The 25935-nt window shown below is 34.0% G+C and carries 19 protein-coding genes; 8 read left to right on the forward strand and 11 right to left on the reverse strand.

Going from position 1 to position 25935, the window contains the following annotated elements:
* The first annotated feature begins 244 nt into the window (after positions 1-244).
* Both PHC76_RS13720 and PHC76_RS13725 read left to right on the forward strand, forming a co-directional pair.
* A complete protein-coding gene (locus PHC76_RS13720) occupies positions 245-1006 on the forward strand; it encodes a gamma-glutamylcyclotransferase (protein WP_300210500.1) in 762 nt (253 codons plus the stop codon).
* A 6-nt stretch (positions 1007-1012) separates the two neighbouring features.
* Positions 1013-1927 carry a hypothetical protein gene (locus PHC76_RS13725; protein ID WP_300210502.1) on the forward strand — a complete coding sequence of 305 codons (915 nt, stop codon included), beginning with the start codon at positions 1013-1015 and terminating at the stop codon, positions 1925-1927.
* Positions 1928-2056: 129 nt separating this feature from the next.
* On the opposite strand, the gene PHC76_RS13730 is transcribed toward PHC76_RS13725, so the two are convergent.
* From PHC76_RS13730 to PHC76_RS13750, 5 genes are read right to left on the reverse strand one after another with little or no spacing between them, the layout of a single operon-like run.
* On the reverse strand, positions 2057-6190 hold the full coding sequence (locus tag PHC76_RS13730) for a hypothetical protein (protein WP_300210503.1): 4134 nt from the start codon (positions 6188-6190) through the stop codon (positions 2057-2059).
* Positions 6191-6231: 41 nt separating this feature from the next.
* Complete coding sequence (locus tag PHC76_RS13735) at positions 6232-7104, reverse strand: hypothetical protein (RefSeq protein WP_300210505.1); 873 nt, start codon at positions 7102-7104, stop codon at positions 6232-6234.
* A complete protein-coding gene (locus PHC76_RS13740; RefSeq protein WP_300210507.1) occupies positions 7097-11890 on the reverse strand; it encodes an ATP-binding protein in 4794 nt (1597 codons plus the stop codon). The genes PHC76_RS13735 and PHC76_RS13740 overlap by 8 nt, the downstream gene beginning before the upstream one ends.
* Positions 11891-14950, reverse strand: a complete 3060-nt coding sequence (locus PHC76_RS13745; protein WP_300210509.1) for a DUF3883 domain-containing protein — start codon at positions 14948-14950, stop codon at positions 11891-11893.
* Positions 14923-15708 carry an NERD domain-containing protein gene (locus PHC76_RS13750; RefSeq protein ID WP_299974888.1) on the reverse strand — a complete coding sequence of 262 codons (786 nt, stop codon included), beginning with the start codon at positions 15706-15708 and terminating at the stop codon, positions 14923-14925. The genes PHC76_RS13745 and PHC76_RS13750 overlap by 28 nt, the downstream gene beginning before the upstream one ends.
* A gap of 192 nt (positions 15709-15900) precedes the next feature.
* Between PHC76_RS13750 and PHC76_RS13755 the strand changes: the two genes are divergently transcribed.
* From PHC76_RS13755 to PHC76_RS13765, 3 genes are read left to right on the forward strand one after another with little or no spacing between them, the layout of a single operon-like run.
* Positions 15901-16221, forward strand: coding sequence for a hypothetical protein (locus tag PHC76_RS13755; protein WP_299974886.1), 321 nt, complete (start codon positions 15901-15903; stop codon positions 16219-16221).
* Complete coding sequence (locus PHC76_RS13760; protein WP_299974884.1) at positions 16209-17954, forward strand: hypothetical protein; 1746 nt, start codon at positions 16209-16211, stop codon at positions 17952-17954. The genes PHC76_RS13755 and PHC76_RS13760 overlap by 13 nt, the downstream gene beginning before the upstream one ends.
* A 6-nt stretch (positions 17955-17960) precedes the next feature.
* Positions 17961-18989, forward strand: a complete 1029-nt coding sequence (locus PHC76_RS13765; RefSeq protein ID WP_299974882.1) for a hypothetical protein — start codon at positions 17961-17963, stop codon at positions 18987-18989.
* Positions 18990-19007: 18 nt separating this feature from the next.
* On the opposite strand, the gene PHC76_RS13770 is transcribed toward PHC76_RS13765, so the two are convergent.
* The 6 genes from PHC76_RS13770 to PHC76_RS13795 all read right to left on the reverse strand — a co-directional run bounded on the left by PHC76_RS13770 (position 19008) and on the right by PHC76_RS13795 (position 21940).
* Complete coding sequence (locus PHC76_RS13770) at positions 19008-19238, reverse strand: hypothetical protein (protein WP_299974879.1); 231 nt, start codon at positions 19236-19238, stop codon at positions 19008-19010.
* Between the two features lie 14 nt (positions 19239-19252).
* Positions 19253-19474, reverse strand: a complete 222-nt coding sequence (locus tag PHC76_RS13775; protein WP_299896031.1) for a hypothetical protein — start codon at positions 19472-19474, stop codon at positions 19253-19255.
* Between the two features lie 201 nt (positions 19475-19675).
* Positions 19676-19885 (reverse strand): hypothetical protein, encoded by a 210-nt coding sequence (locus PHC76_RS13780; RefSeq protein WP_299974876.1) that lies wholly within the window; start codon positions 19883-19885, stop codon positions 19676-19678.
* Between the two features lie 103 nt (positions 19886-19988).
* A complete protein-coding gene (locus tag PHC76_RS13785; RefSeq protein WP_299974873.1) occupies positions 19989-20324 on the reverse strand; it encodes a hypothetical protein in 336 nt (111 codons plus the stop codon).
* Between the two features lie 157 nt (positions 20325-20481).
* Positions 20482-21300: a ParB/RepB/Spo0J family partition protein gene (locus PHC76_RS13790; protein ID WP_299974871.1), complete on the reverse strand. Its 819-nt coding sequence runs from the start codon at positions 21298-21300 to the stop codon at positions 20482-20484.
* The gene (locus PHC76_RS13795) at positions 21281-21940 is read right to left on the reverse strand and encodes a ParA family protein (protein ID WP_299974867.1); all 660 of its coding nucleotides are present in this window, start codon (positions 21938-21940) and stop codon (positions 21281-21283) included. The genes PHC76_RS13790 and PHC76_RS13795 overlap by 20 nt, the downstream gene beginning before the upstream one ends.
* 128 nt (positions 21941-22068) lie before the next feature.
* Between PHC76_RS13795 and PHC76_RS13800 the strand changes: the two genes are divergently transcribed.
* From PHC76_RS13800 to PHC76_RS13810, 3 genes are all read left to right on the forward strand, one after another.
* A complete protein-coding gene (locus PHC76_RS13800) occupies positions 22069-23280 on the forward strand; it encodes an AAA family ATPase (protein ID WP_299974865.1) in 1212 nt (403 codons plus the stop codon).
* The gene (locus PHC76_RS13805) at positions 23281-24144 is read left to right on the forward strand and encodes a RepB family plasmid replication initiator protein (RefSeq protein WP_299974862.1); all 864 of its coding nucleotides are present in this window, start codon (positions 23281-23283) and stop codon (positions 24142-24144) included.
* A 673-nt stretch (positions 24145-24817) separates the two neighbouring features.
* A complete protein-coding gene (locus PHC76_RS13810; protein ID WP_299974859.1) occupies positions 24818-25696 on the forward strand; it encodes a radical SAM protein in 879 nt (292 codons plus the stop codon).
* Positions 25697-25935: the final 239 nt, after the last annotated feature.

Below are 25935 nucleotides of genomic sequence, written 5' to 3' on the forward strand. Positions count from 1 at the left end.
AAAACAAGTGTTTAACGTCACTTTTCCCAATCCGGCAAAAGCTATTGAAATATCCACAAATATCTATACGAAAAACCGTGTCGGATATTGATTATGTACGAAAAGAAAAGAATAAGGTTTTCCGACATCTTAAGAATAATAAATACTTTAAAATACTATTTTTTCCAAATTTTGTAGCTATTTGAAATAAAGTTGTTTCAAATGTGGTATCATTGGACTAGACAAAATCAACAAAGTTTTTAACATGAAAAAAATCAAGACAAGAGATGAGATCACACGTATCATAGATACATTACCTGTATCGCACGAATTCACGCTATCTAGTCTACATTTACCACTAAATTTGAATGAGAATACCTTTAGAACCGTCACATCACGTCTGGTCAACCAAGGAAAACTAACTCGAATTCGACCAGGACACTATAAAAAAACTGACCGATTCGAGCAGTATTTGTTTGTTTATGGAAGCATGAAAAAAGGGTTTCAAAATCACGTCCGATTGATAAATGCTGAATACATAGGAGAATTCACTACTGTAGGAAAATATGTGATGTATGCAGACATTTCCAATCTTTTCCCTTACGTTCTCGAAAATGAAAAACGTTCTCCAATCCACGGTGAACTCTACAAAATCACTAATGCAGATGAATTCAAATCCATCGATGATCTTGAAGGAATGCCAACTTACTATTACAGAAAACAGATCAGTGTCGTATCAAAAGAAAATAAACAAAAAATTTCTGCATGGATTTATTTCCGAGGTCTTAAAAACCCTACTCGTTTACGTCGTACAAATCCGCTGTCCGTATGGAAAAAAGAGCTTGCACCTACCGTTAAAAAAGAACGTTTAAGTGCTATGTTCTCAGTAAAACGTCATCCTAAAAATCCTCCAAAAGAATTAGAAGAAATTTTCAGTTATGGCGATGACGGTATGATCCATCTTTCTCAAATGAAAAAAGGTTCATGCGTACCATTTAAATCATTTCAAAACATTACATTTATCTGAGGTCATATGAATAAAGTGAGCATTATCGACGAGAATAAAACTTCGCATTTTGAATTTTCGAAAAGCCAAAAACTTGAAGCACAAAGAAATATGCTCATGTTTGAAAACCCTTTGGATAAATCTATTATTGATTCGGGGATCATCGGAGGGGCTGAATTTGAATTTTACATTAATGCCTTTGATCTTGAGCATTTTGACGAAGAGTTAACAACCTTGCTCGATGATTTGAGTCGTATTACGGATCAAGACATTCTCTGCAACCCTTTTAAAGATTTTACACGCAGCAAAGAATACGATAAACTCATTATTAAACCTGATTCATCGTTACGTAGTTATACCTACGGTCTTGAGATTACAACTCCAATTGTGCCCATAGTTCATTTACCCTATTATCTGGGCCACATCCTTTCCATAATTCAAAAAAGAGGCTACATTACCGATACTTCGACAGGTTTACACTTGCACCTTTCCTGCCCCGAAAAAGAAAGTAAGGATTTCGATTTTTTGGGATTAATGCTATTGCTCAATGCAAAAAAACTTTACGATTCATGGCCGCCCCGTCCAGATTATTCTAGAAATGTTATGAATGTTTTAAACTGCCTTGATTTCGAATCTGCCTCAGGTAAAAAAGATGAAGTAGGCAGAGGATGGTGCATCATTCGTCCCGATTATGAGGATAAAAAAAACCATATCGAGATTCGAACGATGGGCGGTGAAAACTATCAAAGCAAATATTCTGAGCAGATTTTTCCTGAACTTCGTACAATCCTGCAATCTTATATAGATATTCTAAATCATGATGCAGATGATCAGTGTGACCGTCTTAAAGCTATGCAGAAACAAAAGGTTAAAACTCATTCTGACGAAGACCAAGCTAAAATGTACGATACATTAACAATTATTGGGGTAACCCAAGGTTAAGGGCAAAATAGCACAAAGATTCAGATTTTATTTATAAATTAACTCGGGTAGGAATTTTCCTATCCCTTAACCTTGAAGTGCGTCATACAAAAGATGCTCCATTCAAAATAATACAGATAGGCTAGATATTCAATCTTCATTTTTTTTCATCAATAAGTCCATTGTGCTAGGTAAAATTTCAGACAATATTACACCTATGCTACTTTGGAGGGTCATGCCCCATATTTCTATTTGATCTAAAGTCAAACTTTCTTGATTTTCTACTAAATAGTCAGGATATAATGATTTCCCTATCTCACCTAAACTTGAGATAATACTGATATACTCGTCGGGATTCGATTCTTCATACTGACTTAACATCTCTTGGATATCTGTCAACATTTTTAGAGCTTCATTGAAAACTTCATTTATGAGTATATTTATGTCTGATACGTATTTTTGCAACATCTCTTTACCTGTTTCAGTTGACGAATCTGGACACTTCTTGAACTCTTTAAGATGTTGTAAATAAAGCATCAATTTTGAAACAGAATCATAAAACATCTGTATCATTTCGGTTTCTATCGACTCAAAAAGAAATACCCCTAATTGTTTCAATTCATCTGAAGATATTTTTTTAGGAATATGTCGTAACGGATTAAATTCCTGATTAGAATCCAAATGAATCATACTCATAGTTCTCACTGAAATGTACATCCCATTTATACAATAGCCCTGACAAACTGGAACAAAACATATATGCGACCAATACCATTGAATGACGGTTTTTGAAAAATCCGTTTGTTGTCGAACGAATTCACTTACAATTAATAAAATTTCAAAATGGCCTTGCCATGCATTTAGGGCTGAATTATCCTCGACTTTGATCCATAAACACGGTTCTTGATTCAAATCACTCGCTTCTAAAATAACTGAACACTTCACACTGGTTTCATTATTGTCTGAGTGTTGAAGCAATTGTGATAAAAGTTGTTTTTTACGTTCTACAAAACGGCTATAAAATTCTCGTTGCGGATTTTTACTCTTGATGTTCGAATGATTGATAAAAAAATACCAATTTTTTCCTAATGCATTTATAGCTTTCACTTCTGAAGATTCTAATGAATTCAATCGTTGAGTATCGACAATATGACCAAACAGTGTTTTAAATTCCTTCTGCAACAAGTAAAGAGATTCTTTAGCATCTGAAAAATTTAACCAAGACATCCTTATATCATTGATCGAGAATCCTAAATCTTTGAGTTTGTTTTTATTTTCAGATTGTTCTTTGCTTGATAATTTGCCAATTGCTCCGTTAATATCAAAAACTGTAGCCGCTTGCGTAAAGAATGTTCCAAGGTTATTCAAATAATTACCAAGTTTTTTGTGTATTTCTGCATAGCGAACTGATGCTAAAAAAACTATTTCTTGTTTTATTTCTTGTGATGTATTTAATTGTATATGCTCATCAGAAAACCCCCATGGATCAACAACACTTCCCACCAATAAATGCTTTTCTTTAAGCCTTTCAGCTAGTACTATCCATTCTTTGATCTTTCCACTATGTCGTAATGGATCAACATTATTTTTACTTCTGAAGTACTGATTCGTCATGCTGATAGTTGCTTCAAATTGAGTCATAATCTCTTCACGTATTTCAATGATACCGTCAACATATTCTTGCCACGTATCTGGACGAAAAAAGTTATTGATTATTCTGCGAAACATCGCATTAGCAGCTACCAAATCCTGAAGCGGCAAGTTTTCTTTAGGAATGTGTTTAGTTGTATCATCATGAGTTAAAAAACCAAATAATATATGACCATAACCTTGTGTATCATAACGACTTTTTTCAGGAAATAATTGCTGTTGGTAATTGATGACACGCATCGTCTTTTCATGGATAATGTTTTTACTGACATCAGATTTTTGAGTTTCCTCGACTCTCAGGTCCAGAGCAATAAAATGTGCTTTAACAAATTCATCTTGTATTTCGAGCTCACATACATACTCTTCATTTTGTAAACGTTCTACGCTTTTTATTCGATACAATCCAGTCCATAGTGTAAAATAATCAGGATACGCATGATATAAAGCTGTTGTTACACGCCCAATTGTTTGTAATGATAGTGATGGATCGTACTCTATTTTAGACCAATCCAATTCGATCGTAATATTTTCATTCAGCCCACATTTCCATAACCAAAAGCTGATACTGGCAAAAGCAGACCATGCAGTATTTGAAGATGGTATCTCTTGTATTGGTGAAAAGTTCATAAGCCATTTTTTCAAAATATCAAATTCAAAATGAGCTATTTCTAAACGTTCTACAATTTCTTTGCATTTTTGTCTTTGATCTTCTGACATAATCGGAAACTGTAAAATTGATTCCCAAGGGTCTTCCCCTGCTTGCGTTATATTAGCACCAAGAGTTAATACAAAATTCCCTTCTGGAGTATCATGTATCTCTCTTATATAGTCAACTCTCTGTTCAATAAATTCACGAACAGACAACCATATCAAAGCCCGAACAACACCTTCAGCAGATTCCCAAGAATTCGGTTTAAATCCATCTAAGATTTTCAAAAGTTCATAACGTTGCTCGAAATGCATTAAAAAAGCATACAGCAAAAACAACCCTATATCACGTGGATGTAATAACGGCAATACAACTTGAACTTCTCCAATCCAAGGAGCATACCCCTCATCAATTAACAGAAGTTTTAGTATTTCTGAGCGGATAGGGTGAATAGCCCTTATCCATTGAGCCGAATCATCCAATCTCAACATATACTCTGATTCAAGTCGCTTCAAAGTTTTTTCTGGATTTATTTTGAACTGTTTCACAACCTCTTTAACGCTGAGTCTAGCACCGTAAGACGTGCCGATTGCAACCGCTCGGAGTAAATTGATTGTTTCATCCCCAGGTAATGTTTCACTAATCAGCTGGCTGAGCTGTGCTTGTAATCGTTCCTGTAATAGTCCACCTTGTGTAACTAAATACACAAACTCAAGAAGTGGTCCATTTCCACCAAATTCTTCCCATGCTTCTGTAAAATCAAGATGCCGTTTAACCAATCCTCGTTTAAATAATATGTTGAAAATTTGTCGTGCTTCTTCGTGATCGAATTGAAGTTCAAGCTCATTGAAAGAAAATTCTACTCCGTGAACTTTTGATTGCTTCCAATCTTCTTCTCGAAGTGTAATCAGAAGCTTTATGTTCTTATTTTTCGACAAGGCTTTGATTAGTTCTTCCCATCCAATATCTGAAGCTGAAACATCCATATAGACAATAATAGGAGTATCTAATGCCTTAGTATGCTCCAATAGAGCCAAAGCACTTTTTAAAGCATCATGACGGTTTTCTACAGCCTTGATCTGAAAACGCCAAGTATCTGGATAATAATCTTTTAGATATCGAAATGCCAAAGTGCTTTTACCTTGTCCAGACACACCATGGATAAATAGTACATTATTTTCTGAAAACAGCCTATGTATTTCTTCTAATTTTTTCGGGCGGATTACGTCAAAATTTGCTTGAATATGAGAAAAACTTGCAGCTTCTCCTTGATAATAACCATCCTCCAACACTACCGTATCTATTCCATCTAATATTTCATCTATTAACGGTTGAATGATCGTAAACCATTGATCATGATGAGCTTTTCTTTCTGCTAGAAAGCTACCAATATTGATAATTTTTTCATGCAGCACCGATCGATCGATTTTTTGCTGTGTTTCTGATGCAATATAGATCCACATATTTAGTAACTCAAATGCTTTGTTGGAGTCTATACCTGCGAGAGAGTCTTTTAGTTTATTCATAATCTCGTCAACAATTTTTGTTTCATCAACCGACTCAGCATGAATTGAATCAAATAAATGTTCTAATTCTTCTTTTCTTGAGGTTATTGATTTATCTTCAAATAACTTTGTAATGACTTGACGGCGTTCGGCTCCATTAGCATTACATGCAGATTGAAGTTCATGGCCTATGGGTCCAAATTTGATAATTGATAGTTTTACACCCGGATTAGAAATTAGTCTTTGTATTGAACGCTCAAAAAATGAGTTTTTAAAGTTACTCAATACCAGATTTGAATCGCCACTTTTTACTTGGATTGCTTCTATCAAATTGTGTCGAGAATCATAAACCGCTAAATCTTCGGCTCCTTCCGGTTGAAAGAGATATTTGTCGTGAGAAGTGAGTATCTTATAAATTACATACAAAGCCTGTAATCGAAATCCTCTGTATGTGTAAGTTGCGTTATCAAGAGATATCAAAATAATTTGCCTTTTAAAATCTACTAGTCAAATATGAAACATCAAAAATAGGATAATTTTTTTTTTTTTGAAATAAAAAATAACTCACCTACAATTTCTTGTAATTCTTTCAAATAATCTTTTCTCATCAAAAGATCACATCCTTCCAACTTCGCAATATTTGAGTCTTGCCCCACAAAGGAAGCACCATTTCCAATAAGTTCACTTCTCCAGCATCTAAATTCCAAAACAACATCATTATTACCGTCAATTGCCCTTAAGCCACTATTAGATAAATCTAGTTCCAACCCTAAGTCAAATAATGTAGCACTATTAATCCACAAAACATACTTTGGCTCAATCGTATTGTATTTTTTACAAAATCCAATTATTCTCTCTTCTTCTGGATGATAAAATCTATCTTGCCATATCAATGACGATGGTATATATTCAAAGAAAGGACTTTTGTTTTTTAAAGGAGTCAGCCCTTCAAAAACTATTTGCTCCGAATTATTTTTACCGTATTGACCCAAAATTAATTCATTCTCAAATCTTGCGATTCTTACAAAATCACCAACTTCACCTATCTCTACTTGTAAACCTTCATTTATTTCACTAGGTTTTTTTATAGCTGGTCTTTCAATCATAGAAAATTTTATCGCTATAAGTGATTCCATATCAAGCTTAAAAGAGATGTCATAATGAAATTCATTTTTATGATTCTGAAAAATATATTTATTAACTTCTTCAAAAATAATATTTTCTAAATTAATATTGGAAGAAGATATTTGATGAGATCTATTAGCAAAAGTTTCAAATATTTCTTTATTTTTCTTTATTTTCTTCTGTATTGATTCTTTTACTACTCTAGTATCAATACCCAAATGCTCTAAATATTGTAGATACTCATTAGTGTTAATTAATTCTTCATACATCATATAGCCTAGATAAAAATATAATTATATTGTTGTGGATATACATATTTTCAAGCTGTTGCGCTTTCAAAATATCATCAAGGATTGAAGAGAAGAAATCTCTTTTACTTTCAACATTCAATGTCAATATTTCTATTAATCCAGCAATCGATAAATGAGGAAATGAATGTATATTTTCAAAAAACCATTTTAATGGTTTTCTCAATAATTCTTCTTGATAATTTAAAAAGTAATTGATAGCAAAAAGTATTTCTCGTTGAACTTCAGAATCCAAATTAGTCATTTTCGAAAGTAAGATTACTATGGCAAGTTCATTGTCACTCATTTCTTTCAATCTATCATTTTCAACATCACTCCAGTCAAATTCATTTGTATCAGGTAATCTATTTTCTAAAAACTCAAATGCAGTTTTATACATCGATATAATATCGGTATCCTCTAATCCGGCATATTCAAAAGCTATAATTAAATTTGCCGTAGAATGTCTACCATAACCTAAATTCGAAAAGGTATTAAACAATGTTTCGGCTAATATCTTTAACACTTCTTCTTGATTGATTTCTACCGCACTTTTCAAAGATTCTTTATTCACAAACTGTGAATACCAACCATCTTTTGAATAAATAAAAATATTCACTAAAAGAAGTATTTTTGTATCATCCTGTATTCTCAGATTAGCTACAAAATGTCTAAGATTTTCAAAATAGTTTTCTCCTCTTGGAAATTTTTTTTGAATTAAAGGCATTAAAATAGATTTGCATATTACATCTTGATTCTTTTCTAATAAAAAGAAAAAAATACTATTAAGATCTTTATCTGTCAATTCATCTTTTCTATCAAAATATGAAACGATTTCATCAATTGTTTTATCTCTTAATGAATAATCATTAATTTCTAATACTTTATTTATTTGTTCTCGTAAAGTATCATTGAAACGTCTAAAGGCAAGGTTGTTATTTTCTTCTTTCTCCTTGACCAACATAGATAAATTGAAAAGTTTTTTCAGTACTTTTAACTTTTGAATTGTATTTGATTTTAACGATTCACGCGAGTTATTCAAATCTCTTGACAATAGATTAATAAGTGACTGTTTCGCTAGTTGTTCATCGACTGCTTTAAGAATTATGATATTGTCAGCCAAATCATTTACATAATCATCATTATTATTCGTTGGGGATAATCTGTATAAAAAATTCAATATAACGGGATCTATTTCTTTGCTAAATTGTATATAATCAACAAACATATAATCAAGCTTCCAAAAATATGTATTGTTTAACAATTGATCTAATAAATACATTGAAGCAAGTCTGTAGTCAACTTTTAAAAACTCTTCAAACCATTGAATAGTCAACCACCTTGTGTCTTTACCATCATCAGTGTGTTTCATAACCGCATCAGTTAAATATTTTAATTTTTTTGCATATTCTTTCGCGACATCCTGATTTATCTGATTTATAGACCTTAAAGGCTCGATAATTTCAGATAAGGTTATGTCTTTGTGAAATGTATAGCTTGTTGTTAAATAGACCGCTTTTCCAAGTTCTCTTATAGCATTTTCATTGTCATTTATTTTTGCATAATAAATTGCTTTTTTTAAAGAATATTCCAAATGTTCAGAATAATTTTCTTCTTCTGATTGATCAAACTGTTCATAGTTATCGATAATAAAATTGATATTATCTTCATTAATATATTTCGATTCTATGATAGAAATTGTGTTATACGGAACTTTATTTAAAAAATTTATTACCTTGTACCAAGTATCTTTTGTCTTGATATATTTCAAGCCCTGTTCTATAGTCAAGTTGATTAGCTTCGCATTTTGGTGGCTAATATCTGTGAATCTTGGTTCACCTTTATAAGCTTCTACATCGCTTCCCAAAAATTCAAAATTTGCAACAATTGCATTTTCAAGCTCTTGATAATTCCTGAATTTATCTTTATTAATATCTATTTCGATAAGAAAATTTCTAATAAAGAATTTAAAAAAATTAAAAGATAAATTTCTTGATGGAATCGTTTTTTCAAATTTTTCCAGTTCGTCTGGGTTATAAAATGCGTACTCTCGAACCAAAGAATAAAACTCACTTAAAACGCCTTCTTTTATATAGCCACTTGTAAAATCTAAGTTCAATGCTTTTAAAACAGTATGTCTTTTCTTTCTTGTAAATAAAATCCTTTGTTCACACTTTGTTCTTCTGAGAATATAATTTATTCTTGCTGCAACAAGTTCCTTATTACCTGACTCCAACTTACTGTATAGTTCAAGTATATAATCAAACCCAATTTGATTACATACCTCTAAAATAAAAATTGGAAAAAAGTCTTTTAAATTATTATCCATAGAAAGCTCTTTAAACTCTTCATCCAAATCAATCTCTAAAGCTATCAACGAGCTAATATAATAATGATAATTTTCTAATGGAATTTCCTCTTGAAAATAATCTCCAATCAAATCCCAATTAGGAGTAAACCTATTTTTTTGAGATATATAAAATGCTTTTGCAATTATTTCATTTGTGAAATTTGCTACTCCATCAAAAAAAAGCATTTCATTAGCTCTTTCAAAACCATAAATCAATCCAACAGCTTCAAAATATAACTCAAATTTTTCTAAAAATATACTGTGATATTCCTCAGATATCGTGGTGTATATCGTCCTGTTTAATTCGCTGATGTATATAAATAGTGACCAATCCAATGACTCTCTAGCAACAAATAAAAAATTGTCATAATTGATTTTGATTGCACTTTCTGCAAACCCATTTAATAAGCTATTAGTCAAAAAGTCTACTGTTGCATACTCTTTAATCTTTTCGTAGGCTTTTAATTTTATGTAGTATTTTAGTAAGTATCTATAGGATTTGGCTTTGGTATAGAATCCTTGTCCTTCCAACCAAGTAACAATATCTTGATAAATCTCATTTATATTTGCATTTGCTTCAAGCTTTTCAAGATTGAAGCTTCTAAAACTGTCATGATAAAGTTTTATCCCACCTCTTGAAATATTTTCAACTATGACTGGCAATAAAATTTTCAAATCACGGTCAAGACGATGTGAACGAGGAATTATTTCACCTAATTCCATTTTTGTGACAGAAAATTCTAAACAGGATAAAGTATCTACGGTATCATTATCAATTTTGGATGTCAAATATGCATAATATGCTTGAAGATTATAGTCATATCGAGGAAGTTCATCTATCGCACTTAAAGTGATTTCTTGATTGATAAGAGTTTTTATAATATAAGTTAAATAAAGCGGATTTCCTTCACTTTTTTCAAAAATATATTCTGATAACAATTTATTATCCAATAAACAATCTGAAAAAGCATATTGATTCATCAGTTGAAGAGTATCTTCTACTCCCCATTTTGGAAGTCTGTATTCTATATAGTCAGATTCTTCAATAAGTGAACGAATTTCGTCTACAGGCTGTGAACCCAAAATGACATAGACGTTTTCAGGTAACTGAATTTGAGAAATAAATTCTATTATTCTTGTTTTATCTTGCGCCAATGTAAATGAGTTTTTTAAAACTCTATCAATATGGTCTAATCCATCGATGATTATAATTAACTCTTTGTCGATATGAGAAAGAAGTAAATTTAGTTCATCTATATCAGATGCAAAAAGATTTTTTTTGATTTTTTGTAAATCAGGAAATCTTTTTATAATATCAGCTACTAAATTACCAAAGAATACGTCAGAACTGACTCTTTTTTCAATATACTCATCTTCTGTATCAGTAAAGCAATAATGTCTGATAACATTTTGAGCTGTATCATTCAAATAATCAATATAGTTAGTTAAAAACCAAGATTTACCACTTCCAGGTTCACCAATCAACAGCGTTCTTTTATTTTCAAAAACTTGACTTTGAAAAAAACAAAAATTTTCATTATTTTTAATATTTTTAGTTTGATCAATCTCAAATTTTTGCTCAAGATGACCAAAATCGGTTTTCACTCTTAAATCTTTTAATACGTCCTGAACAGAAACTTCGGATGATCTTGTTCTATACTCTCCTACTTTTTTTGCTAAACGTTCTAAAAAATCATTTATTTGTATATTGTCATTAGGGTATAGTCCAATTCCAAGTTTCTCTGCTTGTTGATATACAATATTCTCTAGAACACCGGGGTTATCAAATCTCAAACTCGCTTTAGGTAATTCCAATTCAATTATTAGCTCATCGCAAAATTGTTTAAACTCATTTCTATCAATTTGATTCCTACTTATATACTTTCTTAAATTCTCCCACGTGCTTAATGGCAAAGTTCCCTCTGGCCATAATATATCAATATTTATTTGAAATATTTTTGTCAACAAACTATCAAATGAACTTAATTTACTTACATTTTGTAGTATAGTTTTTATATCATCATTTTCAGGTTCATCCCATGCCAAGCATATTCTAAATTCACTAAAATCATTTCTTAGTTCTGACCAAGTCCTAAATACTTCATACAATGCCAAATCTTTACTATCATTGGCAAAATCACTTTTTATAAGTTTTCTAGCAACGATTTCATTGCTGTATTTAAATTGCTTTCTTTCAATACTTGAACCTCTTAGAATCACCAAATCATCAAATCTATCCGGTATTTGCTTAGTTGTAGTTTTCCCATCTTTATCGTGTTCTAAATAAGTACCTGCAGTATGTTTTTTATCGACTACAAAAATACTATCTTGGTTACCAGACAAGATTTCCTTTAAAATAAAGTAGCTTGTAATTAAGTCTTGATAATCATATCCTTCGTGTGCACAATTTAATGCCATTTAAACCCCTAATACCAATTCAATATTTTTTATCGTTAGTTTATCTTCCAACCACATCTTCACCGGATTATTGATTGGGATCAATTTAGCATTCGATTTACCGGCATTTTGAACGATGAAGATCGAATACTTATCCCCCTCCCCTTTGTCGAAGAGGAATTTGGCAAATTCCCATTGGGTTTTGGATATTTCGATTTCACTGGTATTGGATGAGCGTCCTTTGACTTCAATATAGCGAAGTTCCTTCTCCCCCTTCATCAAAACAAAGTCATATCCCCATCCGACGTTCTTTTCCTCATTCATCCAGCGGACATGATACCCTTTGTCTTTGTTCTCTTCACAAAAATCTTGCAAATAGCGATACACATACCGCTCACTCCACTCTCCGATATGTTTTCGGATTGCTTTAGGAACAAATGGTCTATATTGCTCTTCTTCCTCTTCCTCAAAAAAACTCTGTGGCGTTTGGTTGCGTAGGTCTCTTGGCTTTTTGGGTTTGAATTCTGGTTGCTCGATCTGTGTTTCCATATCCGGATCGGCTTCGCTCACCCATGTACCGATATTTGGTGACGCAGGATTCCAAAGAATGGGTTCATCCTCTTCGATCGCTTGCTGGTTTAGTTTTTGAAAAGCCTCAAATGCTTCTGCTTCATCGGGGGTTATAATTTTATATCCCTGTTTTTCGAGTTCTTCGATGGCATCGGTTTTAAATGACAGAAGTGCCAATGACTCTTTTACGTCAACACTGAGAGAATCGTACCCATACTCTTCCATCAAGGCATCAGGTTTGAGTTCGGTTGGCTTATATGCATCTCCATCATGATCATACAACCATGCAGTCTGCTTCAATAGAACACATATTTTCGAGTCAAACTCTTTTTCATGATTATTGGCCGGGCTCTGCCATCGGTAATATCCTCGAAGAATATTTCGTTTTTCGTCCAGATAGGTAATTAAAAAATTCCAGATGATTTGGCTGAGTTCTTTATCGATCGGTGTGGATAATAGATGTTCAAGCCCTTCCCAACTAAAGTCATCTCCTCCCCTATCAGCGATAGATGGCGTATGACGCAAGCGCTCTTTATGTGTGGAATCAATATGAGGAGCCATTGTATGAATCACCGGACGTGTTTGAAACGGCAATGACATACCCAGTTCGGTTTCACTTAGGAGACTCCACAACTCATCATCCATTATGGTTATCGTAGTATTCCCCATAAACCAATACTTAAGTGAATCAGTCGGCAGATAAATTTCTTTAGGTAATTGAAGTTTTAACACTCCCTCTTTTCGTGAAAGGAGACAAGGATTTTTTTTAAGAAGCTCTACTATTTCCTTTTGATTTGTTTCCGAGGCAGTATTGTAAAGTGTGATTACATTTTTAAGGGCTTGGTAATATTCTGTGTCGTCTTCCTCTATAGTTTTTATTGTTAGGGAAGGTAGAAGAAACATTTTTAGTTCATCAATTACATTCGGCTCTGTAATACCAATATCAGTGAGAAATTTTTTAGCTTCGGGCAATACACAAACATCTTGTGATAGACACTGAAATCGTGATTCTGATTCTGAGGGGAGATAGACTTGAATTTCTCCTCTTTGAGATTTAAATGGGATTTGCTTACCATCATCCAAACGTGCCAAAGATCGAGTAGATAAAAAGCCATTTACATGAGCCTGCGCTTTTGGAAACTCTGCATACAATCTTCCGATCCACTCATCGCTTTGCTTCAAAAGAAACGATTCATCAAGTTTATGCACTATATCATTAAGTTTGATTTCTGCTAAACTCAAATGCTTTGTCACAAACTCTTTGCATTTTGAATAAGTTGGTTGATTAAATGCTTCGTTGATCCAGGCAGATTTAGCAAAAAGTGTTTGGATTTGCGCCGTGTAAAACAGTTCGCTATCCAAATTAGCACTTAAATAAAACACTTCGCTAAGTAGTGCATATCCATCTTCACGTGTCGGAATCAATGGATGATTTTTTAAGAGATCAATAAATGCCTGAAAAAGTGCTAGAAGAATCTCAACGTTATTAGATACTGGTTCAGATAAAAACGGGATAAGAAGTTGCATTACATCGAAATCAAATCTCTTACGACCAGCCATATGAATCAGCATATCTTTATAAAGTTCTACGATATTATCGGTTATTTCTTTATTTTGAGAATCAGCAAAATTGATCGTTTCACGGTTAGGTGTCGTTTTGTAAGGTGCATGTACTAGAAATTGTACATAAGTCTGAACCACCGTTGGAAAAAAAACAAAAAGTGGATAAGAATTACCATTTGATTTATAGTTACCGTTTTCATCCAAAGCGAACGCAATTTTTGCTTGCAAAGGCTTATCATCTATAACGAAATTTCGAACATACAGTTCAAAATATTGCATTTCAGAAGGATTTCGGATTGATATAATTGATCGAAAATTTTCTTCCTCTTCGAGTTGCTTTTCTACAAATCCACTTAGCTCTCCAATCTGCCATGTAATTCGTTGAAGATTGGATAAAAAGAGAATCTCATCTTTACCAATTGATTTGAGTTTTTCTTTGATGGAATCATATAGAAACTTATCCGTATCGAGTTTATCGAACGGTAAAATTACCGTTGTCAACTCTTTCTTAAATCCTTCAAACGGATCGATCATTTCGGGAATGATGTAATCACTGATCTTGAAGTTGTAGGTACCGCTGTAAATATGGGGCGTGTCGGTGATGGAAAAAACAGATTTGAAACCGGCTCCGAATTTACCTATCTTATTGGGCTCATTCGATTTCGTTGAGCTTCCGATTGTCGTGATCGATTCAACATCCGAAAAGCTAAAGGCTCTGCCGTTGTGGGAGGTTTCCAATCTATCAGGGTGGAGTTCAAATGATACTGAGGTCGCTTCGGCATCCTGAGCGTTTTGCAAAAGCTCATAGAGGAAGTGGGTGCTGTCGGAATAAAGGTTGGCGATGATGCGATGGGAGTTATCGCCGTTAAGTCGGCACGATTCGACATGGCTGAGTCGTTTTTGGGTGAGTTCAGCGATACTCATGCAATCGGTGCCGTATGCTTGCATTTAGGATAGTTGCTGCAACCATAGAATTCTTCACCGTTTTTCTTATTCTGTCGCAATACCATTGTACTTCCGCAACGGTTGCATGTCATAGCATCGGTACTGGATACTACCGGTTGTTCCATCCGTTGTTTGAGGTTTTGGACATGTGCACGATCGGTTGTAAAGCTTTGCTCTAATCGTTTACGTTGTAGCTTACTTAGGATTTGGCGAATTTGTAAGGGGTTTAATCGCTCTTGATCAAATGACTTTATGTATTTCGTATATGAAATTCCCCGAAAGACGTTCTCCGGCATTCTTGTTTTAAATGTGCATTCACCGACAAATGCTATCACCGATGTCAACGCTGTTGATGGAACGTCAAGTATCTCTTCAAGTGCTTTAAGATGACGATAGTTCTGGCGAAGAGGGTTTTGAAAACGGTATTTGTCTTTGAATATCTGCTGTGTCCACTCTTTTTGGTGTTCATCCCCAAATATCCATCCTTTCATATTTTTGGTTTCGATAACAAATAAGCCGTATTTGGAAACTAGGATATGATCGATTTGGGTAGTAGAACCATCTGATAACTGCAACGTGACATTTTTAACCGGAGTATACATCGTCTCATCCAACGTAGCTGAGTTGATAGAATTAACAATCCACTCTCCTGTTTTCCCTTTCATAAACGGGCTTTTGAAAAAGAGGATAACAATGATCAAAAGAAAGATTGGCCAAGCATTGAATATGATGGAAGCTAAAAGGGTTGAAGTATCGAGCATCAATAAATCCATGATAATTTTTAGTTATTGTACACTTTTTCTTAAATGAAAATGGTTATTTTAAGCGAAGAGATATTAATCTATTAACAATTATTATTTTTTGATAAAGGCACGCGTTGAAGATTTGCCACTGCTCCAATTCTATAGCGTCGAATTCATAAACACAATAAAAACTAAATTTAGGTGACACGCATGGAAAAATTATCTCAAGATCAAAAGATTATCATGTTTGCTAAGCAATTAGCTGATAGTAATTTAGAGTATGGTCAATATGATTTGATAATGAAAGAATATATACGGTTACAAAAAAATTCTAACGAGCATATAGCAAAAGAACAAAAAATAAATTTTTTAGAACTACTATCTATCTTCGCTTTTATATGCGGATTAATTTTTTTGGAAATATTTATTGATAAAGTTTCTGAAAGCTCCTATCCATACATTATCGTGTCAATTCTACTATTTATTATTGGAACTATCGCTCTTATAAAAGGTAAACCTTGCTCACATTAGACTTTAATCAACATAAATTTCATAACCATAATGATCTAAGAAGAAAAATATTTTCTAACATTTTAAACAATATTGATGGAATAAAAAAAGCACGGGAGATAAATTTTGATTTTAGTAAATGTATATTTGATTTTGATATTATATTTATAGAGTTATTTGATCAAAATTCATTAGAGTATCGAACTTTATATAAAGAATATGATAATTTTTCTCTGATAAAAGATGTATTGCACGCCATAGCTGTAGAAGATTCTAATGAAAAAAATCAACCTGTTTATGATTTAATATTTATTTTTAACAATGCTATTTTTAATGGGTATCCAAAATTTGATTTTCTACGTTGTTCAAAATTATATTTTGGAAACACTATATTTAAGAAAGGTGCTTTATTCCGCCACTTAGAGGCCAAATATGTTCTTTATGAACCTCGATTACTAGATGCTGATGTAACATTTTATCATCGAAAAAAAGCAGATATTGAAGCAGGAATACTAAGAGGTGACACATTAGGTAAAATTGAAGAATTTCATTATAGACATGCCTTAGAAGGTAATGGCTCTACTTTTTTCATTGGTGTTAGCTTTACAAAAGAAGCTCATTTTACTGATGCTGTACTTGATAATGTACAATTTTCGCACCTTGATGTATCAACTTTAAGTAAATGTTACTTTGCCAATTCTATGCTCGAAGAAACAAAATTTTACAATTGTCATTTCCCTTATCATAAAAATGCATGGACTATTTTTGATAAAGATGGATGGGACAAACAACCATTTTTTATTTTTCTTTTATCTGGATTGCTTTTATGTGTCTTATTTTTATACGCTCCTTTTTTAGCTATAGCAGGTGCTGCAGTACTAAATGCTTTTGTTTTTATGCCATTAATGTCATTGATATCAAAAATTTCATTTTTGAATGTCAATAAGCATATGGCGATTGCAGATGATATCAAGCTGTCAAATTCTCAACAATCTTTTAATGCAGAAGACAACTATCATGTTATACGTGAAATTTATAGGCAATTACGTGTTAATTTTGAAAAACATGGGGATTATCAAACAGCAGGAGAATTTTATTATTCACAACGTTATACAGAGTTATTAACTTTTGGAAGCCGTTTTTATCCTTCATTTTGGCAATGGAATCTTTTAGGAATTCATCATATTGTTAATGGTTTCGGCGAACGCTGGGTTCGAGCATTTGTATGGTTTTTTTCCACATGGATTGTATTCGCTTTCTTATTACAACCAAATATTGATTTTACAAGTTCTAAATCCACGCCAGAATATTTTTTAAATGCTTATCATGACAACATTGATAAAAATCTCACCTATAATTTGAATTTTGATGAAAATAGTATCACGTCTGATCTAAACCGATCCATGCATTTTATGTTAATTGCCAAAACAACTTTTGAAGACACTGGTAGTTTTTATATTTGCAAATCACCACAAATAATTGAAGAAAAAAATGTCACTAAAAAAGTCTTTGCTTTTGACAATCGCTTTGATTACCATTATACTGAGCAATATATTCCTATGTTGCGAGAGGATCCCTCAATTTATTTTGCATATTCATTTACAAAGATGATTTCACCATTTGTCTCTGAAGAAAAAAATTGGTTCACTACCCGTTCAAAAGACGCACATATTTTAGGAATCTTTGAATCTATTTTATTATGGTTTTTCTTTGGTGCATTCGTTTTAGCAGTTAAAAATAAAATTAAAAGGTAATACATTATGGATATTGCTAGATTAAAATCAAATCATTCACATATTATCGACAGTGATAACCTTCCTTTTCTGAACGAAATGCATGAACTTGATAAAGATGCCTTTATATGTATTGGCTGTCAAGCAAAAGCTTTACCTTGTTCATATAAACCAATCAATAAAAAAAGAGCTTACTTTATGATTAACGATCATGAAAATGGTTGTGACGCATATAAATATGAACAATTATTAGAAAAAGTTCATACTAAATCCATTACTACTGAAAGTGGTTTTCCATATCCATATCCAACTAAATTATACCTTCAGGATATTCTAAATAAAACAAATGACAAAAAAGAAAAAAATATTGAATCTCGATCTATTAAATACATTTCAAACTATGCAAACAATACTGATAAGATAAAAAATACATCTTTTCATCATCATACTGCAGGAACTATCCGTCCTATTGTAAAACATTTTATTTCATTTCCATATGACAGAAACAATATGCTATCTTTACCGATGCTTGATTCTAGTTTAAGTACGTATAACCAAATTTTTAAAAAGATATCTCAATACAAGTTTGATTTGCTGCAATGGAAAAAAAGTTATACTGATATAAAGCTTTATTATGCACGGCTAAGTCTTGAAAAAGATTCTATAAAAACAAACAATGGGCTAATTACTCTTAAATTACTTTTTTCGGATTATTCTCCAGTTTCACTAATCATTGATACTACAAATTGGAGTAATAAGAAACGTAATGAAATTCTTGATGAACTATCTAGTATATCAAAACAAAAAAAAGATTTGTACATTAAAACGTTGAATGCAAAAATAAGTCAATATCTTCTACAATCAGGAGGAATCAAAGAAGATATTCCTGCTCGGGAAATGAAAAAACTTCAAGAAAGCAGTAAATCAATTGAAGAAATATATATTTTCTTTGTCGGCTCATTAGATACAAATAATTCGAGAAAATTCATACTTTTTAACGATGACTTTAGACTTTATTATGCATCTTTATGTAATATAGTTTATCCAGCATCATAATAAAGAGTGAGCCACCTATTAGGCTTTGACTTCTCCCCAAACATTTCGGAGTTTTTGAGTGTAATAGATCAAAGCATCCTCACGACATAACCGTTTGGGTTTCTCTTTGATGTGCAAGGTGGTGCGAAACTCTCCATCGATCATACGAATACTCATAATCTCATCCATGACACACTCCCCATAGGTACGCCCTTTGGCCGCTTCGGTTTTAATCTGGGGATGAAGTTGTAATTCTTCTATCTCTTCCATTTTGTGTTCTCACCTTAGTCTCGAATGCTATCTGGGAGATTACGATCACGTTTGAGCGCATCGATGGCGGCATCGACAGCCCGTTTAAGTTTGAGTGCCGCTTCGAGCCCTTGTCGGTCTTTGGTGATTTCGAGGGTACCCTCAACTCTGATGGTGTCAGTACCGTTTTGAATATGGAGATTACCGGTAGTGAATCCGTCCGTATCGTTTTCATACGCCATAAAAGGTTGCTGCATGGTGTTCCTCTCTTATGGATTGTTTAATTAGCGCAATGATAACACACCTCTAAGACTCAGAAACGATTTATTGCAACACAGAGTTGTTTATTATTCGTTCAGCGCTCTGAGGACGCTAAAAAACGATCACGAGAGGACACATTGGAAGCTTCAAGGGTTGTTTGTGCTCTATAGCACACCGCTAGAGCAATTTTGCAAAGGTCAACTCTTTGGGGATTGGTTTGGAACACAGCAATCGTTTATTCCCAAAATAGACCCCGCGATAATGGCTGGGCTGAGACGGTATTTATGGCCGTATTCGATATCGGAGAGCTTTTCTTCTGCTATGGCTTTGGCATCGTCTTCACTGCATCCAGCCAGTTCGCACAGTGTTTCAATCACTTCCTCTCGAAATTCATCGATTGTAGCCATTGCCCCCTCCCCTACTCTATACACCCAAATGCGAGGTTGGTGATGTGGTACTCTTTATAGTGTTTGCTGCGACTACCGAACAGTTTTTTAAATAGACGTTTTATCATGCGTATCGCTCAAGCAAAGGATGTTCCCTCTCATCAAGGAGGACATGATCGTAGATAAAGGCAATACTCTCCTCCATCACACTCGATACCCTTTGTACGAAAGGGTTATTGGATGGTGAGATCTGCTCTACAATCATATCGATGACACTTTGCCCCCCTACCCTGGCTTGGTTATTATGCAACCTTCCAAAGAGACGCATCAGTTCTCTGTGAGCATGAATGGAGGCAATGTCTTCTTCGCTCTTTTGCTTTTTAAAGGCATAGCGAGTGTATTTGAAGTAATGCAAGAAGAACAGTGCAGCCAATTCGTTTTTCTCAATCGTTTTTTTCATAATCATAAGTGTATGTCAATTTACAATATATTCATCATAATATGTCAAATTGAAATATTCTTCGCACAATGATAATCCATTTAGATCTTGATACTTTCTTTTGTTTATGTGAGAGGGGGAGGGGAGTTATAGAGTTGTGCATGCACAACTTACCCATTTATTCTCCAATGAGCTCTTTGATTTGATGAATTAAAGATTGAACTTTCTCTTTTTTGTCACCATTCAATCCTAATGTATTTATGACAATTTTATTTTTTGATATTTCTACTCGACTTTTTGTTTTTACAGGTTTTGATAACGCTTGCTTGATAGCTTCGAGTGCATCTGAACGAGAAAGTGTTTTGATTTCGGTGTAAAGTTTTTCCAAAAGATCACTATTTACTTTGTTAAGAGCTGATAAAACAGTTATGTCACTGTATCGGTCTTTTTTAATTTGATCCAAAAGAGAGGAGGGGAGTCGAAGAACTGATAGGGTTTTAGATAGCCAACTTTTCGACACTCCAATAGCTTCTGCTAAATCATTCTGAGTTTCTACGATTTTGTCTTCAAGAATCTTCTTAAATGCTATCGCATTTTCGATAGGGTTCATTTCACTTCGTTGTAGATTTTCGACCAAAGGTAAAAGAGCCAGTTGTGCATGCACAACTTTATCCATTACCACCGCTTTAATAAACTCTTTTTCAAGCAACTTATGTGCTTCAAAACGGCGGTGACCTGCGATAATGGTCAATACGTCATTATCCTTACTAACAACAATAGGTTGTAAAAGACCATTTTGTTCAATCGAATCAGCAAGCTCTTTAAGTGCCGTCGGTTCTATTTCAATACGTGGTTGATAAGGATTGGGTTGTAATTTAGAGAGTGGTATTTCAATAACAATATCAGGATTTTTTTCTACAGCTTGAATTTGTTCTGTTAAAGCAGCATTTTGTGAGATTTTTTTCGCTAACGAATAATCAATCTTTTTTCTTGTCATTTATCCCTACCTTACGTTTAATCTCTTTTACAAACTCTTTTAACTCTTTTGTGGATTCCGATTTTTTGTCCAATTCTCTAACGCTAAAGCCATACGCAACACTGTTTGCAAAATCAACACGTCTACGCATCATTGCATCCATTAATCGAAAATGTTTGGAACTATTAATGAAGTCATGCACTTCATCAAACTTTTTTTGATTAGGATTAGTCTTATTCAGAACTACATTCGTCACTATATTTACACCGGATTGTTCCGAAAGTTCCCGCAAAATACTCTCGTATTTTTGCAAACCTAAAATCTCTGTAAACTCACTTGATACCGGCGTAATGATAAAATCACTCACCAAAATAGCAAAACGGTTAAGACTTGAGTCGAATCCACCAGAATCTACAATTACGATTGTTTCTTCATCCATAGATTCAAAATAGTTTTCAAGTTCTTCAGCTGTTGTAAAAATATGAACCGGCAAAGGTGTTTGACCCATCTCATGACGAATCTGATTATAAGCAGTTACCGTTTGCTGAACATCCAAATCTATAACTTCGACGTTATTCTTTCGTGCAAGCTCTAATGCTATGTTATAGGCGAGGGTGGATTTCCCTACACCGCCCTTTTGGTGCGAAATAGTTATTATCATTCGTTATCCCGTTTTATTTCCCTTAGTATAGCAAAAATCGTACCTTTGTGTTAGTCGTGTTAGTCAATATTAATCTCTTGAAGTAATCTATGCTAAAATATGCTACTTCTAAATGCAAAAGGGATCAAATGGCTCAACACCTGTACGACATCAATCTTGAACGAACATTGTTGTCGAGTCTTATTTTTGAACCCTCCTTAATAAACGAATACTATCATCGACTCAATCGAGTCTCTTTATTTTTTCACGAATCACATCAAATTATTTTTCAGACACTTTTAAAATTTCACAATGAATCAATCCCTATCGAAGAGGGGATGATAAATACACATCTCAAAAAAGCCGGCTATACTTTTGAAAATGAACTGGTTACTATTTTAACCTCTACTCCATCTGCTTCAATCGAACCCTATATTGATGAATTGAGTGAATTAGCTGACAAACGGCATCTTATTTCACTAATTAATGCTTTTAATCGTGACCTGCATGATGAATCCATGCAATCCGCTGCATTGCTAAGCAACACGATTGATAGATTAGAATCATTTCGCCAAACCCATCGTATAGAATTATTCGAAACTTCTGACATTACTTCAATCGAAGCAGAAGAAGCCGATTTTATTTGTAAGTCATGGCTACCTTTCCCTAAAAAAACGGTCTCGCTAATTTCAGCTCCCGGTGGTAGTGGTAAGAGTTGGATGGTATTGCAACTCATGATGCGTTATCTTATTGAAACACCCTCATCAAAAGCTTTCGCGTGGCTATCTGAAGATCCAACAGGTCTTACAGCACATCGTGCAGAAAAAATTGCAACCTCTATCATGTCACAATCACTCAACGTTTTTAAAGGTAGATTATCAATTTCCAACAGTCCAACTTTACAGGTTTTAATAGAGCAGGGGAGGGGGGTAGAAGTAAATGCTTTCTTTGGTGATTTCAAAAAAAATCTTTCACCTTATGATCTTATTATCCTTGATCCGTTAATCGCATTTTTTGGAGCGGATGAAAATAACAATGCTCATGCTCGTAAATTTATGCAACTTTTTACCGAATGGGCTGCCAAAGAGAATAAAACAATTATCTTTATCCATCATAGTACCAAAAACACAACTCAAGCACGTGGGGCAAGTGCCTTTACCGATGCAGTACGACTCGTTTATGAAGTAAGTCTCATAACAGATAAAAAAGGTGAAGTGGATGAAACACGTAATCATATGCGTAAACTTTCACTTACTAAAGATAATTATGGAGCCGCAAAACTCTTAGGTGGGAAAAGTGTTAGCCGTCAAATCTTCCCTGAGACTAAAATTGATTCCCAATCGTTTATGAAGGATTTTTAAATGGAAAAACAACAACTGGTTTTCAAAGAATTTGACATTGTTAAAAAATTCGAAAACTCAAATGCTACTGTCAGTGAACTGCGTACCGGTGTTTTTGCCCCTATCGAAAAAATTAGTTCAACCTCTAAAACGTACACTCAATTCATTGAAAATCAAAAAAAACGCTATATAGAAACCAGTTGGGGAAAAACCGTTATTAAAGGTAATATTCTCACTCAAACGCATAGAGATTTATTGGATTGTCTTTTTGCAGGGGCAAAGGAGATTAAAGAACTCGACGGTGGAGCTATCGCTATTTATTTTTCTACCTCTGATATTCTCAAATCTTACAGTGGTACAACTTCTCGAAACACCAAATGGCTAAAAGATAAACTAGATGAAATCCAAACAACCGCTATCGAATTTCGGACAACTGACGGTGAAGATTTCTACAGTTTCAACATTATTAGCTCTTTTGCCTATAGTACAAAACATAAAAGCTTTGGAATTGTCATTACACCGGAATACCGTAAATACTTTGAAGATCAGCTCACCGTTAATTACACCAAAGAGTTACCAAAACTTCTAAAAGTCAAAAGTGCTCTTCTTAGAGCCGTTATCCGTTTCTTTTGGACTCATGCACAAGCAAGTACTATGAGTATCGATAACCTTCTTCAAACAATCGGTTTTCCTATGGAATCAATTCGAACAAAACAAACAGCTATCAAAGAGATCCGTGATAGTGCTGAACTCTTAAAAGACTATGGAATCACATACGAACCGAAAACAAAATTGATTTATCGTAAAGCCTCCTTCGATAACAGCATTACCTTTATGAGTACGCCCAATAAAACGAAAGAATTACCTGGGATTTCTGTAGAGTAGGGGGAGTCAAGGGGTAAAGACCCTTGATCTCTCCCGTTTTCCTATAGATATCTATTTATTCTATAAATATCTATAAATACCTATAGAGCTTCACAATATGACTTCGTTTTATGAGGTATATGACTTCGTTTTGTCACTAAATGACTTCGCCAATGTAGTAAATGACTTCGTAAGATGTAGTAAATGACTTCGTTGCAATAATCCTAATAACAATTTCTTCACAATATGACTTCGTTTTTTCTTACTGTATGAATATTTATCTGCTGACAACTATGCTAATGTGATCAAAAACGTAGTCAAATTGTGCAGGTAATAGGCTAAATCATAAAAATAGTAACAATATTAAATGGATGAAAGCAAAGAATATAAATATTTCACAATATGACTTCGTTTTTTTTGTCAAATGATAATTATTGTCTTTCATTTTGGAACAAAATTCACAATATGACTTCGTAGTTACGGCATAAACATATCAAAACACAACATGACTTCGCTTTTTAGAATTATCAGTTGTAGTTTCACAACATGACTTCGTTTATAGACAATATAAATATCTATATCTTGTGTTTTGGTAATAAAATCTAAAGACTGAAATAGAAGATTACTAGTAATTTTGAATTAATGGAGCCATCGTGAAAGTAAAGCTCAAGCAATTAAACGTAACAATCATGCCATGATTGATTACTCCTTCCCCCTCTATCGTCCCCCGGCTGAAGCCGACAACATCATAATCCAAGCAACACTCGGATGCAGTCACAACCGATGTAGCTTTTGCACCATGTATAAAAGCAAACGCTATACGGTACGTTCATTAAATGAGGTACGCCGTGAGATAGAAGCACTTGCACATGCGTATCCGAACGCCAATAAAGTATTTCTCGCCGATGGAGATGCGTTGGCACTTCCAACCGATCATCTCGCAAAGTTGTTACGTTTACTAAAAACCTCGTTTCCAAGACTCTCACGGGTATCGCTCTATGCCACGGCACAGAACTTTCTGGAAAAAAGTATCGATGAGCTAAAAGAGCTCAGAGCAGGGGGGCTGAGTCTGGCGTATTTTGGGATAGAGACGGGGAATGATGAACTGCTAAGTAAAATCGATAAAGAGGTGAATGCGGATCAGATGATTGAAGCACTACGCCGTGCGCATGAAGCCAATATAAAGATCTCCGCAACCGTCATACTGGGAATAGGTGGAGAAGAATATTCCAAAGAGCATATATATGATACGGCTAAGATGATCAACGCCGTACCGATCACCTATCTCTCTACCCTTCAGCTAGGATTAGAAGAGGGGGCAAAAGAACGATTCCTAAAAGCGTTTGATTCCTTTACTCCATTAAATGACCTACAGATTCTGCACGAACAGCGTGAATTGATTTCTCTCATCAACCCACCGCAAAAAATCATCTTCAGGTCTAACCATGCCTCCAATGCACTGCATCTCTCCGGTACCTTGCCAAAAGACTCTAAAAAGTTAATGACTCAAATCAATGATGCACTGAGAGTAGGGGAGGGTGCTTTGATTCCCAAATGGTTTCGAGGATTTTAATGTTGATGATTTTGGAGAGAAGAGGGGAAAAATCGAAAGTAGAATATTGACAAATTCAAAAACTAAATTCTAAGATTAAACACCCTTCTCCTCCATTTTTCGAAAATAAAACCCTCTTGAATTTCCCCAGATTCACTGCTAAAATTTCCACAGTCGCGACCGAGAACGTTCTCACATTTTGGAAAAGAGCCGTGTAAGACTAACGCACTCTTTTCACTTACAGCCAAAGATCCTGATCA

It is taken from the genome of Sulfuricurvum sp. (assembly GCF_028710345.1).
In the GTDB taxonomy this organism is placed as follows: Bacteria; Campylobacterota; Campylobacteria; order Campylobacterales; family Sulfurimonadaceae; genus Sulfuricurvum.